This window comes from Aureispira anguillae (assembly GCF_026000115.1).
Taxonomy (GTDB): Bacteria; Bacteroidota; Bacteroidia; order Chitinophagales; family Saprospiraceae; genus Aureispira; species Aureispira anguillae.
Genome location: NZ_AP026867.1, coordinates 5,860,514 through 5,881,098 on the forward strand (window position 1 = coordinate 5,860,514; position 20,585 = coordinate 5,881,098).

Below are 20,585 nucleotides of genomic sequence, written 5' to 3' on the forward strand. Positions count from 1 at the left end.
AATGAGAGTTATATTACAACGTGTGAAGGAAGCCTCTGTTACGATTGACCAGCAAGTTCATGCTCAAATTGAATCGGGATTACTTTTATTACTAGGTATTGAACAAGCCGACCAAACAGAGGATATTGAATGGCTGTGCAAAAAAATACTTAGCCTCCGTATTTTTGGCGATGCTGAGGGTAAAATGAATCGCTCTGTTCAAGATATTGAGGGATCTATTCTTGTCGTTAGTCAATTTACCTTACATGCCAATATCAAAAAGGGCACTCGCCCTTCTTTTATAAAAGCAGCTCGTCCTGAAATCGCCATTCCTCTTTACGAGTCATTTGTCCACCACCTAGAAAAAGGCTTAGGAAAACCAGTTGGTACAGGCATATTTGGAGCAGATATGAAAGTCGCCTTGATCAATGATGGTCCTGTCACGATTATTATGGATTCTCAAAACAGAAGTTTTTAGGGAAATTCATTGATACTACAAAGGGTACCTTTGATTGAATAAAAACATTCATTCATTGAAAAGAGCACTATCTATCCAACAATCTTCTCCTTTTTTCGTCTATTTTGTATTCCAATAGTGTTACAACTTCATTCGTTTTGTATCATTATTAAAATGACAATAATCAAAAACTATGGATTCAATTACGCAGGCAACGCTTGGAGCGGCAATGGGGCATGCTGTTTTAGGCAAAAAGATGGGAAATAAAGCAATTTTGGTTGGCGCTATAGCTGGCACAATTCCCGATTTAGATGTTTTTTCTCGTTTATTCCTAGATCATCAAGTATATGGATTGGTTTATCATAGAGGAATCACACATTCTATTCTGTTTACGTTCTTAGCCTCGCCTATCTTTGCTTGGGTGAGCTTAAAATATTACGAACAAGGATGGCATAAAAAATGGGGCGTTCAAGCCATTTTAGCAGCTTGGTCGCTACTTTTTTATCTACTAATCTTAATAGGATTAGGAACAGGTGTTTATTATTCACAAAATCCCATTGTCATTGGTTTATTTAGTTTATTTACCTTGGGCTTGTACCCCTTAAGTAAAACATTAAAATCGGGTATTGATAAACGCTCCCAAATAGAATACGATATTGGATTTAAGGATTGGACCTTGATGTATTTTTTAGCTTTTTTAACCCATTGGGTTATTGATGCCTGTACCGCTTACGGCACTCAAATTTTTGAGCCTTTTTCTCGCTATAGAGTTGCTTTTAATAATATTTCTATTGTAGATCCACTCTACACCGTGCCTATGATCATTGGTTTAGTAGCGGTTTTCTTTGCTAGAAAATATCAAACACAACGCTTTTGGAATTACTTGGGCATCTCCATTGCAAGCCTCTATATGGCAACTACTTTTTATAGCAAATCAATTATGAATACAGTAGTCGCAGACAATTTACAACAACAAGGGATTGAATTTACAGAGTATATTACCTATCCTACGATTCTGAATACCGTGCTATGGCAAACCACAGTTGTTACAGAGGATGCTTATTATTATGGAACCTACTCCCTCTTGGATGAAACTCCTATTATAGATTTTGTCAAATTGCCCAAAAACCATGCTTTAATTGAGAAATACCAAGGAGAAGAATACTTAGATATTTTGCTTTGGTTTGCGAATGGTTATTACAATTTAATAGAGCAACCCGATGGTAGTATTACCTTTAACAATCTTAGATTTGGTATGATGGGAGTTCCCGAAAACAGTACAATCCCCTTAAATGATCGATATATTTTCCGTTTTAAATTAACAGAAAAAGAAGGGCAATTTGATGTGGAAGAAGATCGGGACATGGAACGTATTAATGTTGGCGAAATGGCTAGCACACTTTGGAATAGATTAAAAGGCAAGCAAGTAGCTCATGAAAGCACTCCAACAAACTATTGACCAATTGATCCACTTAAATGATACGGAATGGTCTGCTTTATCGGCATTGTTTCAGCCTAAACAATTACAAAAAAAAACTTATTTTGCCAATTGTGGTGAATATGCCAGCCAATTTGCTCTAGTTGAAACAGGCGTATTAAGAGCCTTTTATAGAACCGATACGGGTGAAGAATACAACAAAACTTTTTTTAGCCCCAATACTTTTGTTGGGGCTTATGCTTCTTTGATAACGGGTAATAAAAATCTAATTGATATTCAGTGCTTAACAGATTGTACCGTATGGATCGCCGATTATCCGTCCTTTACAAAGTTATTTGATGCCTATCCCAAAATAGAACGTATTGCACGGTTATTGGCAGAACAATACTTTATTCAAAAAGAAAAGCGAGAGATTCATTTAGTAACCCTAGAGGCCAAAGAACGCTATCAAGTATTTCAAACGGAACACCCCCATTTAGAACAATTAATTCCTCAATATCATATTGCCTCTTACCTTGGTATCTCAGCCACTCAGTTGAGTCGTATTCGAGCTGCTAAATAAAAATAGCCTTATTTTTATTTACCTATGTAAATGAATGTTCTTTTTAATTGGTTGACCTTTGGACTATTCCTAACCAAACAACAACAATCAACCAATGAAATTAAGCAGCAACAAGATTTTAATCACAGGGGCAACGTCAGGAATTGGATTGGCATTATTAGAAGCCTTTTTAGCTTATGACAACCAAATTATTGCCTTGGGGAGAAATGAAGAACGGCTCAAAAAATTAGCGCAAAGAACTCCTAAGATAATTCCCTTTTGTTGTGATATTTCCAATACAGAAGATTTAGATCAGCTAGTATTTTTTATTGAACAAGAACACAAAGACCTAAATATTTTAATCAACAATGCGGGAATTCAATACAATTATCACTTTCAAGAAAACCCACAAATTTCAGCTCAAATAACACAAGAGATCAACGTTAATTTCATTGCTCCTGTCCAACTGATTGCTCTACTTTTACCTACCTTGCATTCCAACAAAAATGCAGCAATTGTTAATGTTTCTTCTGGACTAGGTTTGGTTCCTAAAATGACTGCTCCTGTCTATTGTGCTACCAAAGCAGCCATTCACATTTTTTCTCAATCCCTTCGTTACCAACTAAGCGCCATAAAAGTTTTTGAAATCATTCCTCCGTTGGTTGAAACTCCAATGACGGCAGGCAGAGGAAAAGGAAAAATTTCTCCTCAACAATTGGCCGATGAATTTATGCAGGCATTAAAAAAAGATAAGTTAACCGTAAATATAGGCAAGGTAAAATGGTTAAAACTTATTAATAGAGTCTGTCCTCGTTTTGCTCAGAAGATCATGAAAGGAAGTTTTAGCTAAAAAAAGAAGGCTAGCCAATCTTCTGATTTAGCTAGCCCTATTTTGTTGTTATAAAATTCTTATTTAACAACTACTATTTTTTTAGAAATGCGTTGATTTTTAGTTTGTAGAACAACAAAGTAAACCCCTGTCGTCTGCTCTTTTAAATCTACAGGAACATTAAAGGTAGTCCCCGAATAGGTATATTCTCTCACAACTCGCCCTAATACATCTGTTATATGTATCGTTGCCATGTTGTGTTCCTCAAAGGCTACTTCTATTAAAAAAGCTCCTGTATTCGGATTAGGAATTACCTCAAAAGCAGAGATTGAAGCTAGATCTTTTATTCCTACAATATTAACTGTAACCGTAGCTGTCGTTGAGCAACCATTGGCATCGGTAATGGTAACGGTATGCGTGTTATTATGAACTAGCCCCGAAGCCGTAGCACCTGTCTGGCTAGCAGCAGCAGCATCCCATTGGTAAGTATAATTGGGTGTACCTCCTGTAGCAATTGCGGTTACTGTTCCATCTCCATTATCGGTAATACTCGCCGATAAGCTGGTTGCTGGCTCTGTAATGTTAACTGTTGCTGTCGCCATACAGCCATTCGCATCTGTTCCTGTCACTGTATAACTGCTCGCTCCTAAATTAGTAGCAGTAGCCCCATTTTGTCCATTGCTCCAAGCAAAGGTAATTGCTCCCGTTCCTCCTGAACCAGTAGCCGTTGCTACTCCATCGGTTCCTCCATTACAAGATACGGCGGTGGTCATAGAAGCAGTGGTAACGACTGCTGTTGGCTCAGTGATTGCAACGGTTGTGGTACTCGTACAAGCATTGGCATCGGTAACCGTAACGGTATAGGTATTAACGCCCAAGTTGTTGGCAATAGCACCACTTTGTCCATTGCTCCAAACAAAAGTAGTCGCTCCTGTCCCACCTGTTGCCGTGGCTGTTGCCACACCATCTGTAGCACCATCACAGGTTATATCAGCTCCATTATAGTTACTAGTAACCGTAGCAGATGGAACTAATGCTGCTGGATTGGTCAAAGAAGCAGTTGTCGTTGCTACGCAGTTATTTACATCCGTAATGGTTATGGTATAAGTACCCGCTCCAAGAGCATTTGCCGTATTATTAGACTGTCCTCCTGAACCAAAATTATAGCTATAAGGTGCCATTCCTCCTGAACCAATAATCGTAATAGAACCATCGCTATCTCCATTACAACTAGGGTTTGTTGTGCTCCCTACAGCACCAGCTACAGCACTGGCAGGTCCTGTAATCGTAACGGGTACTGTCGTTACACAATTATTAGCATCGGTTACGGTTACAACATAGCTATTGGCGGTAAGCCCAACAAAACTATTGGCTGGCTGACTTCCTGTTCCTATATCATAGGTATAACTTGGTGTTCCTCCCGTCGTTGCAAATGCTGCTGCTCCTGTATTTCCTCCAAAACAAGTAACATTGGTACTTGATGTTAAAGAAGAAGACAATGCTGCTGGTTCGCCTATAGAGACTCCCACTGTGGCAGAGCAAGATCCATTATCAGTAATTGTTACCGTATAAGCACCAGCCGATAGATTATTAAAAACACCTGTGCTCTGATTCCCTGTTCCTATATTATAAGTATAACTTGGTGTTCCTCCTGTAGCCACAACCGTAACAGAACCATCGTTAGAACCATTGCAAGACAAGTCATCACTAACGGTAATGCTTCCTGTTAAATTACAAGAAACGGCCGCTTGAACATTAATATTATCAACATATAGATGTTGACCATACCCCGATAAATTGATAAAGGCGATTCGCACATGACTTGCTCCATCATAAGCACTCAAATCTATCGTATCAGTACGCCATTGTCCTGCTGTTGGGCTAAAAGCTGTTGCTGCATCGGGTGCGGTTGCCAAATCGCTGCCCCCTCTCCAATAAACTGGCGTAAAATTCGTTCCACAATCCGAGTTAATCGCAATAACCAACGAGTCATTAAACGTAGCATCGTATCGTGCATAAGCAACATCAAAGGTTAAGATGCTCCCCGTCTGTCCTGTCAAATCTAGAGTAGGAACAAAAAACCAATCAAATTGCCCTCTAAAATCTGCATCAAAGTTATTCATATGCATACTTCCTACGCTAGCAGCTGTTCCATAGCCATTAACAACATTGTCGTGTATCCATACATTTCCATCGCCATTTTGATCCAAAAGCGTTATATCTGTAGGCAAAGAACCTCCTCCAAAGCCTTCTGCATAAGGCAATGCACTACTTGTTCTATATTGACTCAAAACAGAGGTTTCATCATTAGAGGCATTCGCATCGGTGCCTCCATTGGGACTGCTTGTAAAAGCACGAAAAGTAAATGGTGCGCCTCCTATTGGCACATTAACCAATGGCAAAGTAACCGTTGTTGTCGCTCCTGGTGCCAATGATCCCGTCCATGCAAAGGTGTTAATTGTACCTGAATTCACTTGGTAATTAATCGTAACGGCTGTTAAGGTTGTTGTTCCAAAATTTTCCAATACGACCTCAGGCGCAAAAGGATCATCGCAAATAGTGGTACTATCAGCAGGATTCGTAATATTAGAAATACCTGCGTCTATAGCATTCGTTGGGACACAGGGAAAATAGGTTCCTGCCAAAGAAGTAGCTCCTGTATTATTAGGATCCAACCAAGCTTTAAGCTGTCGGTTGGCTGCCGCTCCATTAGAAGTCCAATGATAGGACATCTTTCCATAAGAATCAGGGCTTGTTGGACTAGTGCAAAAAGAGCTTCCTCCTGTTAATGTTCCTACAATTAATCCCGCATTATTAAATAGAGGAGAACCAGAAGATCCACCTTCTGTCACTCCATGCCCATTGGTAGTTGCCCCCCAAATTACTCGCCAGTGACTATTTAGCCCTGAACCATTCCAAGAAGTTGTCAATGTTGTCCCCGAAAAGGTAGATATTTTTTTGATGTCCCCTGCTGGATGGTGAATGCCATACCCACCCGTTGTTGCTGCTGTCGCTACATTCCACCCTGCAAAAAAGACATTGTAACTGGATGGAATAGCACTATTTATTTCTAGCAATAAAAAATCCGATCCAGCAGGTCCGCCACCACCATTACTATGTGATCTCATGGTACAGCCAGTCAACGATTGATTGGCTAAACTCCCTTGTGAAGTCGGACTAGTACAACCTGATGCTTGGTAATTAAAATAAAAAATCCATTGATTAAAATCAGATGCCGAAGCAATCGAAGAATTAACACCTTGTGTTCCCAAAGCACAATGCAAGGCGGTCAAAAAATATTTATCACAATTTTGCAATACATTATTGACCATAGCACCAGAACACCAACCTGCATTGGCACCTACTCGCACCAAGATACGAGCAACAGCATCACGCTGCTGCGTTTTTCCAGTACCCTCTGGCGTACAATTGACATTTACTTCACAAGGATCAGAATCGCCAAAATTATCTGTCGTTTTGGCAAAACGATACATATGCCCAACCCCATCAATAATAAATTTGCCTTGTCCTGCTACTCGTGCTGGTTCTACATATTCTACAATAATGTCATCGCTATAAATAGGTCCTAAAGCGAATTTTCCGCTTTCTTGATTATTTTCATAGGTAAAGCCCCCTAGAACTAATTTTCTATCCTTGCTATAAACATAAAGCTTTGCTCCTTTAGGAATCTTAAAATCGCTAAAATACAAAGCAATTCCTTTAGCATCTTTGGCCTGAATTCGAGTTCTCCAAATCTGATCGCCATTGGGGTATCGATCCCAAATACCATGTATATTATTTTGAATGTAAGTCGACTGTATTCTAGTGTTAAACATTAAAATACCCTTAGCATCTCGTTCTGTATTTTCTTCCCTAATCTTCTCCATATCCAGTGCGGGCATACTGACAAGGGGTATGTTTTGTTGTAGATGAAATGCTGGCACAAAACTCTTAGGGCTAGAGCCATCATTAATTTGTGCATATAGAGCTATATTACAAGCTATAAATAGCATAATAAGTAAACTAATTTTTTGCATAGTACAGTAATTTTTTTGTATAGAAATGTAATCTTTGGGAATGGACTAGTATATCAATGGATAGCATTTTAACTTTTAATAAATTGCCTATCTATATACAAAAAATTGGGGAGAGCAAACAAAGTGATTATCACCTGTTCTTTTTGTTTTCTTTTACAAGAACAAATAAAAATAAACATTTATTCCGCAAACAAATAAAAAAGCAACATTATATACTCATCAAATTTTTAGCTAAAAAAATGCTTGATGCGCAATTTTTAAAATTCTAAAAGGATGAGCCATCCCTAAAACTAGGAATGGCTCAAAAGGGGGGTATTCAAAATGAATTGTTTATTATTTTAATACTCTGTTAATTGATACGATTAGCTTTGTTATTCACTACGTTCATGAGCGCTGCGCTTTAGTTCGCTGCTAGGTTAGCTAGTGCTTATTAGCTCCCTAAGGTCGGTTCGTTATCACTCGTGAGCCAGCAAGCTGGGTTCTACGTGGTTACTACGTATTTTCTAGCAGAGTAATCTTAATTAGAAACAACTACTTTTTTTACAATTCGCTGGTTATCCATCTCAAGGACTACAAAATAAACTCCAGCTGCTTCTTCCTGAATATCAACAGGAATTGTAAACGAGGCATCTGAATAATTGTATGCTTGTAATACTTGCCCTAATACATTGGTCAAACTAACTTTTGTTTCTTTTGCTTCTTCAAAAGACACCTGAATTTGAAACAATCCTGTATTGGGATTAGGCAGCACCTTAAATTCAGCCAAAGTAGAAAGGTCTTGTACACCAACAATATTAATCACAACACTAGCTGTACTTGTACAACCATTCGCATCGGTTACCGTTACCCCATAGGTTCCATTATGAACCAAACCTGTTGCAATGGCTGTTGTTTGATTTCCTGCTGCAGCATCCCATTGGTAAGAGTAGCTTGCTACTCCCCCTGTTGTGGTGGCTGTTGCTGTTCCATCTCCATTATCTGTAATGTTTACAGCAAGCGCTATTGGTTCTACAATGGTAATCATTGAGGTATCGCTACAACCATTCGCATCGCTTACCGTTACCGTATAGGTTCCAGCACCTAAACCTGTCGCTGTTGCTACACTTGAACCATTGCTCCATACAAAGCTATGCGCTCCTGCTCCGCCTGCTGCCGTTGCTGTTGCTGAACCATCGTTATTACCATTACAAGATACATTGCTATTTAGCGTGGTGGTCGCTACCACTGCTGTTGGCTCGCTGATAGTCACCATTGAGGTATCGCTACAGCCATTCGCATCGCTTACCGTTACGGTATAGGTTCCTGCACCCAAACCTGTTGCAGTTGCGACACTTAAACCATTGCTCCATACAAAACTATACGCTCCTGTTCCGCCTGTTGCGGTCGCTGTTGCGGAGCCATCGTTATTATCATTACAAGATGCATTGTTATTCACTGTGGCCGTCGCTGCTACTGCTGTTGGCTCGCTGATGGTTACCATTGAGGTATCGTTACAACCATTCGCATCACTTACTGTTACCGTATAGGTTCCTGCTCCTAAACCTGTTGCGGTCGCTACACTCGAACCATTGCTCCATACAAAACTATATGCTCCTGTTCCGCCTGTTGCGGTCGCTGTTGCAGAGCCATCGTTATTGCCATTACAAGATGCATTGTTATTCACTGTGGCAGTCGCTACTACTGTCATTGGCTCGCTGATGATTACCATTGAGGTATCGTTACAACCATTCGCATCACTTACCGTTACTGTATAGGTTCCTGCTCCTAAACCTGTTGCGGTCGCTACACTCGAACCATTGCTCCATACAAAACTATACGCTCCTGTTCCGCCTGTTGCGGTCGCTGTTGCGGAGCCATCGTTATTGCCATTACAAGATACATTGTTATTCACTGTGGCCGTCGCTACTACTGCTGCTGGCTCGTTGATGGTCACCACTGCTGTATCAGTACAACCATTGGCATCGGTTACTGTTACCTCATAAGTTCCAGCACCTAAACCTGTTGCAGTTGCTAGACTTGAACCATTGCTCCATACAAAACTATGCGCTCCTGTTCCGCCTGTTGCGATTGCTACCGCAGATCCATCGCTATTTCCATTACAACTAGGACTAACAAAACTACTTATTGTTCCATCAACAGCACTTGCTGGCGCTGTAATTACAAAAGGAACAATTGCCGTACAACTATTGGTATCTGTCACCGTTACGGTATAAGATCCTCCTGCAAGTCCAGTAAAGACATTACTCAATTGAACACCTGCACCTAAGTTATAGGTATAACCTGGTGTCCCTCCAGACACTGCAATAGTAGCCGTTCCTGTACTATCCCCAAAACAATTTACATTGGTACTAGCGGACAATGAAGCAGATAAACTACTTGGCTCTCCAATAACCACACTTACGGTATCTGAACAAATACCATTATCGGTTACTGTTACAATATAAGTTCCTGCACTTAAATTGGTAAATACACCTGTTGCTTGACTTCCTGTTCCTATATCATAAGAATAACTTGGAGTTCCTCCCGCTGCAACAACTGTTGCAGTACCATCATTTCCTCCATTGCACGATACATCAGAACTAGCAGTTAGATCTGCTGTCAAATTACATGGTACTTGCACATTGATGTTATCAATATACATGTGCTGACCATAGCCTGACAAATTAATAAAGGCTACTCTTACATGACTCGCTCCTGCATAAGCACTCAAATCAATTGTATCTGTACGCCATTGTCCTGCTGTTGGAACAAATTGCGCCGTAGCGTCTGCTGCTGTTGCTAAATCTGTTCCTCCTTTTCTATATAAAACACTATAGGTTGTTCCACAATCTGAATTAACAGCTACAAGTAAGGTATCACTATTAGAGGCTCCATAACGTGCATAAGCCACATCAAATGTTAAGCTAGCATTTGTTTGACCTGTCAAATCAAAGCTTGGCAAAATAAACCAATCCAAAGCACCTGTAAAATTCGTTGCATAATTATCCATCTGGATACTTCCCGTGCCTGTTCCTGCTCCGTACCCATTTACAGTGCTATTATGCGCCCACATCACACCATCTCCATTCTGATCTAATATTGTTAGATTCGTAGGCACTGCTCCTCCACTAAAGTCTTCTGCATAAGGCAAGCCCATTGTCGTTCTATACTGGCTTATTACTGATGTTGCATCATTGCTTGCATTCGCATCTGCTCCTCCATTTGGATTAGAAGTATACGCATTGAATGTAAACACGGCTCCTCCCGCAGGGATTGCCACTAATGGCAAGGTAACGGTATCCGTTGCTCCTGCTGCCAAAGAACCTGTCCATGAGAAGGTGCTCACGGCTCCTCCATTTACTTGATAATTAATGGTTGCAGTAGTTAAGGTTGCCGTTCCAAAATTTTCGATCACTACTTCTGGGGCAAAAGGATCATCACAAATAGTCGTGCTATCTACAGGGTTAGTAATCGCTGAAATTCCTGCATCTACAACTCCTGCTGCTGCTTGCACATTGATGTTATCAATATACATGTGTTGACCATAGCCTGACAAATTAATAAAGGCTACTCTTACATGACTTGCTCCTGCATAAGCACTCAAATCAATTGTATCTGTACGCCATTGTCCTGCTGTTGGAACAAACTGCGCTGTAGCATCTGCTGCTGTTGCTAAATCCGTTCCTCCTTTTCTATATAAAACACTATAGGTTGTTCCACAATCTGAATTAACAGCTACAAGTAAGGTATCACTGTTAGAGGCTCCATAACGTGCATAAGCCACATCAAATGTTAAACTAGCATTTGCCTGACCTGTCAAATCAAAGCTTGGCAAAATAAACCAATCCAAAGCACCTGTAAAATTCGTTGCATAATTATTCATCTGGATACTTCCCGTGCCTGTTCCTGCTCCGTACCCATTTACAGTGCTATTATGCGCCCACATGACACCATCTCCATTCTGATCTAATATTGTTAGATTCGTAGGCACTGCTCCTCCACTAAAGTCTTCTGCATAAGGCAAACCCATTGTCGTTCTATACTGGCTTATTACTGATGTTGCATCATTGCTTGCATTCGCATCTGCTCCTCCATTTGGATTAGAAGTATACGCATTGAATGTAAACACGGCTCCTCCCGCAGGGATTGCCACTAATGGCAAGGTAACGGTATCCGTTGCTCCTGCTGCCAAAGAACCTGTCCATGAGAAGGTGCTCACAGCTCCTCCATTTACTTGATAATTAATGGTTGCCGTAGTTAAGGTTGCCGTTCCAAAATTTTCGATCACTACTTCTGGGGCAAAAGGATCATCACAAATAGTCGTGCTATCTACAGGGTTAGTAATCGCTGAAATTCCTGCATCTGCAACTCCTGCAGTTGCTTGCACATTGATGTTATCAATATACATGTGTTGACCATAGCCTGACAAATTAATAAAGGCTACTCTTACATGGCTTGCTCCTGCATAAGCACTCAAATCAATTGTATCTGTGCGCCATTGTCCTGCTGTTGGAACAAATTGTGCTGTAGCATCTGCTGCTGTTGCTAAATCCGTTCCTCCTTTTCTATACAAAATGTTATAAGTACTTCCACAATCTGAATTAACCACTACAAGTAAGGTATCACTGTTAGAGGCTCCATAACGTGCATAAGCTACATCAAACGTTAAACTAGCACTGGCTTGACCTGTCAAATCTAAGCTTGGCAAGAAACACCAATCCATGCCTCCTGTAAAGTTGGTTGAATAATTGTCCATTCGGAGGCAGCCCATATTCGTTGTTGCTCCATATCCATTCACTGTGCTATTATGTGTCCAAACGATACCATCTCCATTCTGATCTGATACAATAATATTAGAAGGTACTGCTCCTCCACCAAAGTTTTCGGCATAAGGCAATGCTAAAGTAGCCCTATATTGGCTCACTACTGTAGTAGCATCATTAGAAGGATCTCCATCTACACCACCATTGGGGCTGCTAGTAGATACTGTAAAGGTAAAAACCCCTCCTCCTGCTGGAATATTGACCAATTGAAGAAAGGTAACAGTATCTCTTTCACCTGTTGCCAATGAACCTACCCAAGGAATAGAACTAGTAGCTCCTCCATTTACTTGGTAATTAATCATAACAGAAGTTAGTGTAGTCGTTCCAAAATTTTCGACCACTACCTCTGGAGCAAAAGGATCATCACAAATAGTTGTGCTATCTACAGGGTTAATTATCGCTGAAATTCCTGCATCTAATGCTGCAAAAATAGAGGGAGTAAGAACTCCTGTCGAGCTTTGAAAAATATTTTTATTAAAATAACGACTCGCAGGTGTTGTTCCATCTGTTTTTGTTAATTCTTGATTCAATTTAGCAGGAAAGACTAAACTATTAGGGGAGCTTCCATTCCCTACTTGGGCAAAAGCAGCTACCGTACTTAATAAAAATAAAGTAACTAGTAAATTAATTTTTTGCATATTGTTTGAGTTTTAAATAATGTTCTATTACTTCTATACCCTATTTATTTAGGTATTAGTTTTGGTTATATAATTAATTAGGTTAAATACATATTCTGTTCTATTCATTTTAAGTCCTTTAACCTTTGTGTGGCTACTTACAATAATAAACTACTATGAAGAGTTTTTCTGCACCAATGTATAAGTGCTGAACATTAATGTATAAATGCTTCCATTCTATTAATAATTGATTTTTTAATAATTCATGCTCATTTTACATCCCACACTAACATCAATTAAATTACAAAGCTACAAAACTACATCATTTTGCGAATAAAATATATTTTCATGCTATAAAATTCAAACAAAAAAATTACACTTTTTAGGTATTCAAAATACATTTAAAAACTCAAATCAATACAAATCAACAAATTAAATCCATTTAAAATAAAAATTCAAATTACAAAAACTATAAACCATAAAGTGACAATTTAACTATAAACATTACCTAATTTGTCTTTTTTTTCGACTCCCCCTTTTCTAACAAGAATCCTCAAACTACTAAAAACCAAATAAAAAAACCATAATTGATTTTTTCAGCCCTTATCTCCCTACCAACAAAGTAATTTTTTTGATTACACTCCCTTTCTCTTTCTATCTCAAAAAAAAGCCCTCAAATAACGATAACGTTATTTGAGGGCTTGCGAGCCTTGGGCACTAAGGTGCCTTAATCGGTATCCTCTTTAGGTGTATTTCTTTCCTTTCCTCCTTTTTCCGCCTTAGTTCTAATACCTGTTGGTTTTAGATTCAATTCCATCATATTTTCCCAACCAGGGTTCAATCCAATTGGTTTACTACTAGTCGTTTGTTCTGCCTGACGACCTTCATCATAATTTCCTACATCCCACCAGCCATTGGGGACTTCATCATGAATGACTCTAATCGTATAAGTATCTGTTTTAATGTTCTCATAAAGGATGGTCATCTGCGTAGAATCTTGAATTATAGTTTCCTCTAAAACATTTTCTTTTGAATCAATCAATTGTACAACATACTGTTTGGTGCTATCTCCCCCTTTTATAATAGCTGTCACGGTACCATAATTCTCTTTTTTATTAATTGTATAAATTCTAGTTAGTGTATCTACATTACTAAAATTAAAAAAATCAGTTACACCATTAGGCAAGAGCATCAATTGGTAGCGAGCATTGGGTTCCCAATCGTAAAAAAGTTGCAGCTTTTCATTTAACACAAATGTTGGAGCATTAATCCGAATAAATGTATCGATCACAATATCCTTATGAACCGTATCTGATACGATAAGCCCCGTAGTACTATCCATTTGTTCTGTAATAATGCTTTGTGTAGTTGACATCGCTGAATCCTTAAAAAGTACAAACTTAGTACTATCCCAAGTTTGTATCGGACGGGTAAAATCTAGCGCTATTGCTTCAAAAGGATGTTGTTGAATAGGAACGGTATCCCGCAAAGGAAATTTATTTTCCTCTGTGCCTCTAGCTGTTTTAGCAGCAGCTCCCTCATTCGTAACAGCACGTTTTTTATACCATCTCAGGTGATCTGCTGTACGTTCATAATAGTCTCTACTTTTAGCACTTACACGGATGGTATCGTTTAATTGTTCCAATTCATTTTTGATCACAAATTTCCATTTCCCTACACTATCTAATGTCCCATCAAACCATATTTTCATGGTATCTTCCCCTGCTTCTGTAAGCATTTTAAAGTCATCTGGCGCCTCTAAAAATTCAATGGTGTTAGGGCTGTGTATTTTATTATTAAATTCTAGCTTCAAAGCCCCATAAGCATCCAATTTAGTGTTAACAACCTTAAGGTGCTCTCGCTCCTGAAACATTCTAAGCCGTAAGACGGGTTTTGTCGTGTCATTAATTTGAAAAGAAGAATCAAGAAATGCAATTGATTCATTGTTAAGGTTGTATTTATAATCTCTATTTTTGTCCTCTAACGCAAAAATTCGATAGGTTCCCGCCTTAAGATACTCTAATCTAAATGCTCCTTGTTTGTTGGTTTTAGTAAAGTAATATGGTTTTTGGCTACGAGGGATGCTGTCCGCTAGGTTACGGTACAACATGACCAAGACTTCCTCTTTAGGCTTTCTAGTTGCTGCGTCTACGATTTGTCCTGAGCAAGTCAACGAATCCAAATAAGGTCCTGTAGAAAACACCATTTTTAGATTAGGTGCAATATTACCTTCTGTAATATCCTGAACAGCATCACCAAAATTAATAATATAAGTCGTACTATCTTTTAATGCTTCTTTCCACTTAACGACAACTGATTTGTTCCTAATTTTTATGCTTGGGTTGTTCTCCAAAGGAGGGGATATAATCACCTGATTGTAGGCCGCCTGAAGTTTTATCCATTCATCAAATGTAAGAATGATCTGATTGTCCTGAAAATTAGTACTAGGATTGGGTGTCGAATATCTTTTAGGATTGATTTGAGGATACTGCGTATCTTGAGGACCACCTTCAGGAGCCTGAGGCGTTGCGCAACCGATCAAAAGCCCGATCAAAATCAAGATAGCACCTACAAAGGAGGTACTGCTGTATAAATGTATTTTTGTTTGCACTATGTCTTTTGTTTTAATTCAACACAAAAACGTGCTTTTTGACAAAATTGACAATTTTCGGCACTACCTTTTCAATAACTTTATGCTATTTATAACTTTTAAATAACTAGAAAAGACAAAAAGCCCTACACTATTCATTGAATAGCACAAAGCTTTTGTCAGTAACAAATCGAAGTTTTATCTATTTTCCTTTAGCTTCTTTGATTTTAGCATTGATTTTCTCAATCAATTGATTTTGATATTCCATTTCTGTCTCCTGCTTTGCTTTAGCAGCATTCTGTTCCTCTATAATTTTTTCAGCCTCATCAATAGCCTTCTCTGCTTTTTCAATTGTTTTCTTTTGTTTCTCAATCGCTTTTTCTTCCTTTTGTTTTGCCTTCTCTATCTTTTTCAACGCTTTATCCATCAGCTTCAATTTTTTCTGTTCTTCCTTTAACTGTTCTTTCATTAGTTCAGCATAAACCAACAAATCAAACTTTTTCAAAAATTGTTCAGCAGCAGGAAAACGTTCTGCATGTTCTTCTGAGCTTAAGTAAGTCACGCCTAAGTTAAACCAAGCGACCAACTCTGCCCCCTCTCCTTTTTGGGTAATCTTTGCCGTAACATCCACCATATTTTCGCTCATATCTTTTAGTTCTGCATTATCTAAAAAATACTCCCCTTGCTTGCTATCGTATTTTAGTTTTCCTTTAAACTTTTTGGCATATTGTTTCCAATTTTTGTCCAAAACTTTGGTGGATGCTTTGGGCCAACTAACCACTAATGCATTGGCTGTTCCTTTAGACATCGACCTTCCCTCCTCTACTACATGAAATTCAAAGTCTGGCAATTGCGCAAACAAGGTAAATTGAATAGATAATAATAACAGGGTAAATAATATGCTTTTCATTTTATTTTTTTTAGTGCAACACCCACTTAAAGGGGTAGCTATTCTTACAATATTGTTAAGTTTACTTTGACCAAAAGTCTTATTAATAATTAAAATATGAGCGCAGATTCTTGCCAAAAGACCTCTTTTTTTTGCCAAAACACTCCCACTTAAGCTCCAATCCACAAAAAACTGCTTTCCCAATTCAAGGAAAGCAGTTCTATTCTTAATGGTTTTATTTATCTATTCTCTGTAAGGGGTTTGCTTTTTTTACAAAAAGGATCTTGTATTCGATTTTTAAACGGAGTAATGATAGAGGTACACTAAAATCCTTTCTAATTCGTAACCGTATGATTGACAATCTGACTTCGATGGCTATAAGTTCTATCTGTTGGTGCATAAAATTCTAAAGTTGCTCCTCCTGTCCCAACAGTAGCTTGATGCCCTAAGGTATATTTAAAATCAACCGAATCATTTGGGGCTATGGTCATACGTTCACTGATAATAGATGGTGCCCAACAAATAGCATCCGTACAAATTGCCGAAGTCCATGCAGTGGGATTTGAACCGTTATCATTCCTCCTCCATCTTACATCAACAGGTATAGAATTATTATTAATTACCCAAAGATGATAATCGGTATCAGGATCATTTATCATAACTGATCTTGTCATCAATCCAACAGGTCGAAGAACAAACCAAGTATCTATCGCTAAAAAATCATAAGAAAAATATTGGGTGGTATTGGCTTGAAACAAAGAATCATAAAATGCAATCTTACCGACACCATTACCAGCATAACCATTGGCATTTATTTCGAATGTTACAATTACAGAACTATTGGCCAAAATCGTTAAGCTTCCAGAAGTAGCCAAAGAGCCATCGACCGAATAGGTCCAGCCGTTGACAGCTTGCGTCTCTGTTCGAATCCAATTTATAGTAGCAGCTTGATTGGATGTGTTCGCTACCGTTATATCTACTGTTTGTGTGGCTCTACCGACTGCATTCATGCTATTGGGAGACAATGTTAAGACGACCCCTGATGGTGCATGAGATGTTTTATAATTATATGTAAATGTTGTCGTACTCATACTCTGGTTATTTGCATCATAAAACAACAGCTCTCCTAAACCATTCCCTATTCCCCCATTAGGATCAATTTGAAATGTAAAATCAAGTGATGAATTTGCTGCTATTTCCAAAAGACCAGATGATGCCGACCCGCCATTTACGTTATATGTCCAACCATTAACAGTTTGTATTTCCGTTCTCATCCAATTTATAGTAGCAACTTCATTGGAAGGGTTGGTCACCTTAATTGTTATTGTTGTATCAACAGAGGGGTAATTTACTCCTACAAAAGAATTGGTAGACAATACGACCTTCACTCCCGTAGGATCTACACTTGGAGTACACGCTCCCAACCCCATTGCCAAAACGCAAAACCATAAAACTATATTTTTCATACTCATTTTGTTTTTTTATTCAACCAAAATAGGTTAGCAACCCAATAAATGATTGCGCTGAATTTTATTTATCTTTTTTTATTTCATAAAATAAAAAAAAACCGTCTTATATTCTGTTTATTAAGCAATAACTTATTACATTTAACCTTATCATTATAAATAGGTTATGCAATTGGTTAATACCAATTTCTAGGTTCATTAAGGTATTCTTTATATCTAAATCCCCCTTTGTATAAACACCAATAGGTATATTGAATCGTCCTCTTACACAGATAATCAACTGGCTTTCAAGTAAAAACATCTAATTTTTAGGTTTAAGATAGCCATTTACTATTGACTCCCCTATAGAAGAACGATCAAAATTCGCCTCTAACAATCGCTAACTGAGCAACTAGGTTATCAATCCCCTTGGAAGCCAAACGTTTTCTGATCATTCCTATAGAATAGCTTCCTTTAAGCCCATACGTCCTTCAAGTATTTTCACAATGAGGTTGTGTAAAAATGTTGGTTCTTTGACAACTTGTGTGCTAATCGTAAAACGTAAGGTAAAATGCTTCTATTTTGGGATATTAGAGCCTAGATCACGCTGTTTTTAGATCGCTTCGCTTTTAGACTATATAGGCATGAATTGCAGCTATATAGTCTAAAAGCGAAGCGATCTTAGTTCTAAAATCTAATACCCAAACGGCATAATTAAAGACGTTAATTAAAATTTCCACACAATTAGCTTCGCTGCTAGGTTAGCTCGTTATCACTCGTGAGCCAGCAAGCTGGGTTCTGCGTGGTTACTTCGTGATAGAGTTGTCAAAGAGCGAAAATGTTTATTGTTCATTACTAACTAAAATAAATTCTATGAAAACTTATTTATTTATAGCCTTTATAGTTGTTGCATCTATCCTTAAAATAAATGCACAAAATTATACGGTTTCTACTTACACTGGAGATGATACCGATTATTGGTCTGGTGCCTATGACTATCAATTTTTTTATCTTAGCAATAACCTCTCTGCTGTCCAAAACCTGCCTTTTGATTGGGAATTCTATGGACAAACGGTTACTAATTATAGGATAGCTCATAATGGATACATTACCTTTAATACAGCAAGTGGTACAGCAGTCAGCACCAATACTTCTATCCCGAATGCAGCGGGTCCTAATCATGCTATTTATGCGCTATGGGATGATTTTACAACAGCAGTAACCATCTCTACCAAAACATTTGGTGTAAAACCGAATAGAGTTCACACAATTAGTTGGACAGGATTAAATTACCCTGGTGCTGCTTCTTGGCAAGATGATTTAACCGTCGATCTTAAGATTTATGAGAGTTGCGGCGACTTTGAAATTATAATCATAGAAAATAGCATTAGTCCCTCTTCTTCATTTTATTCGATGATTAATACTACTATGGGATGCGAAAATTCAACAGGAACAATGGGAACACAACTATCAGGAAGTCCTAACTATATCCCATCTGATCCAGGCTGGGATGAAACCATATACGAGGTACATCGCTTTCATTGGAATGCCCCAATTGTCAACGATGCTTCTTTGGTTGGGATAAAAATTGACAATCACCTTAGTGCAGGTACCCATAGCCTAAAAGGTGCTGTTCGTAATGAAGGCAGTGCAGCACTTACTTCTTATGATATTAACTATAGTTTAAATGGAGGTGCCGTGCAAACAAGCACGATTACAGGAGTCAATAAAAACAATTCAGAACTAAGTTCATGGACACATACGATTCCCATTAATATTACTAGTTCTAATGATAATTATGTATTAAAAACCTGGGTAAGCAATGTTAATGGTATGCCAGATGAAATGAGTTGTAATGATACTTTGGTTGAGTACATCACAGGAATTTCCAATACTACTTCCTCCAAAAAGGTGTTGTTGGAAAAATTTACGGGTGCATGGTGTGGCTACTGTATAGATGGTGCAGTTATATTGGATGGCTTAAAAACACAGCATGGAAATAATTTAATTGGTGTCGTGGTACACGATGGCGATGGAATGGAGTTTTATGATTCGCTCCGAACAGCGCTCTCCGTATCCTCCTACCCTAGCGCTGCAATTGATCGCAAAGTTTCTAGCTCTAGTTCAATATATACAGCAGAGCCAACAGGACGAGGGAGCTGGTCTTATCGAGTTGCCGCCCAGCTTAATGATTTTACCCCTGTAGATGTTGACATTAGCCATACTTGGAACCCTAATACTCGACAAATTAATGCAACCGTTACCGCAAATTATAGCGATAACTCCGCTGGTGACGCTCGGATTGTTTTAATGATTGTTGAAGATAGTTTAGTAGGGTCAGGATCTGGCTGGAATCAAGCCAACAATTACAATAACACTGCTGGTCATCCCTATTTTGGAGCAGGAAGTTCCGTTGTAGGTTTTGTTCATCGGCATGTTTTAAGAGATTATGTTGAAGGGGGCTATTATGGTGTGGATAACGTTATTCCGCATATTGTCTCCGCAGGAAGTTCTTATCAACACCAATTTCAATATACACTCCCCGCTGGTTTTGATGCCAACAATGTTTCTTTGGTTGCTGCGGTTGCCAAATATATGGATGGAAATGATGCTCAATATATTAGTGTAAGAGGACAACGTTCTATTTACAATGCTGAAGAAGTTCATTTAATGACCTTAACCAATACGGTACAAGTTGAACATGAATACAGCGACCTAACAGTATATCCCAATCCAACACAGCATCAAGTAAACCTTAATATAGAAGATTATAATGGTCCTGTAACGATAAAAGTTTATAGCATGGCTGGCAAATTATTACAAACAACCAACTCAACCTCTATTTCTCTACACAATTACCCTGAAGGTGTTTATATTTTTAGCGTATCTTATGACGGACAGGTTAGACAACTTAAGGTAACTAAAGTTAACAACCAGTAATAAGCCTTATTAAAAAACGTT

10 protein-coding genes are annotated in these 20,585 nt (G+C 38.5%); 5 read left to right on the top strand and 5 right to left on the bottom strand.

Annotation, left to right across the window (positions count from 1 at the left end; genetic code table 11):
• The first annotated feature begins 1 nt into the window (after window position 1).
• The 4 genes from dtd to AsAng_RS23090 all read left to right on the top strand — a co-directional run bounded on the left by dtd (window position 2) and on the right by AsAng_RS23090 (window position 3,265).
• Window positions 2–457 carry a D-aminoacyl-tRNA deacylase gene (gene dtd / locus AsAng_RS23075; RefSeq protein WP_264789456.1) on the top strand — a complete coding sequence of 152 codons (456 nt, stop codon included), beginning with the start codon at window positions 2–4 and terminating at the stop codon, window positions 455–457.
• A 172-nt stretch (window positions 458–629) separates the two neighbouring features.
• A complete protein-coding gene (locus tag AsAng_RS23080; RefSeq protein ID WP_264789457.1) occupies window positions 630–1,895 on the top strand; it encodes a metal-dependent hydrolase in 1,266 nt (421 codons plus the stop codon).
• Window positions 1,870–2,436, top strand: a complete 567-nt coding sequence (locus tag AsAng_RS23085) for a Crp/Fnr family transcriptional regulator (RefSeq protein ID WP_264789458.1) — start codon at window positions 1,870–1,872, stop codon at window positions 2,434–2,436. Before AsAng_RS23080 ends, AsAng_RS23085 begins: the two co-directional genes overlap by 26 nt.
• 94 nt (window positions 2,437–2,530) lie before the next feature.
• Window positions 2,531–3,265 (top strand): SDR family oxidoreductase, encoded by a 735-nt coding sequence (locus tag AsAng_RS23090; protein ID WP_264789459.1) that lies wholly within the window; start codon window positions 2,531–2,533, stop codon window positions 3,263–3,265.
• Between the two features lie 59 nt (window positions 3,266–3,324).
• Here the strand turns inward: AsAng_RS23090 and AsAng_RS23095 are convergent, their stop codons facing one another.
• From AsAng_RS23095 to AsAng_RS23115, 5 genes are all read right to left on the bottom strand, one after another.
• A complete protein-coding gene (locus tag AsAng_RS23095; protein ID WP_264789460.1) occupies window positions 3,325–7,281 on the bottom strand; it encodes a T9SS type A sorting domain-containing protein in 3,957 nt (1,318 codons plus the stop codon).
• A 517-nt stretch (window positions 7,282–7,798) separates the two neighbouring features.
• Window positions 7,799–12,721 carry a T9SS type A sorting domain-containing protein gene (locus AsAng_RS23100; RefSeq protein WP_264789461.1) on the bottom strand — a complete coding sequence of 1,641 codons (4,923 nt, stop codon included), beginning with the start codon at window positions 12,719–12,721 and terminating at the stop codon, window positions 7,799–7,801.
• A 706-nt stretch (window positions 12,722–13,427) separates the two neighbouring features.
• Window positions 13,428–15,311: an Ig-like domain-containing protein gene (locus AsAng_RS23105; RefSeq protein ID WP_264789462.1), complete on the bottom strand. Its 1,884-nt coding sequence runs from the start codon at window positions 15,309–15,311 to the stop codon at window positions 13,428–13,430.
• A gap of 181 nt (window positions 15,312–15,492) precedes the next feature.
• Window positions 15,493–16,200 carry a hypothetical protein gene (locus tag AsAng_RS23110; protein ID WP_264789463.1) on the bottom strand — a complete coding sequence of 236 codons (708 nt, stop codon included), beginning with the start codon at window positions 16,198–16,200 and terminating at the stop codon, window positions 15,493–15,495.
• 314 nt (window positions 16,201–16,514) lie between these two features.
• Entirely contained in the window at window positions 16,515–17,645 is a 1,131-nt protein-coding gene (locus AsAng_RS23115; RefSeq protein ID WP_264789464.1) for a COG1470 family protein, read from the bottom strand.
• A gap of 852 nt (window positions 17,646–18,497) precedes the next feature.
• Between AsAng_RS23115 and AsAng_RS23120 the strand changes: the two genes are divergently transcribed.
• Window positions 18,498–20,564 (top strand): Omp28-related outer membrane protein, encoded by a 2,067-nt coding sequence (locus AsAng_RS23120; RefSeq protein ID WP_264789465.1) that lies wholly within the window; start codon window positions 18,498–18,500, stop codon window positions 20,562–20,564.
• Window positions 20,565–20,585 lie beyond the last annotated feature (21 nt).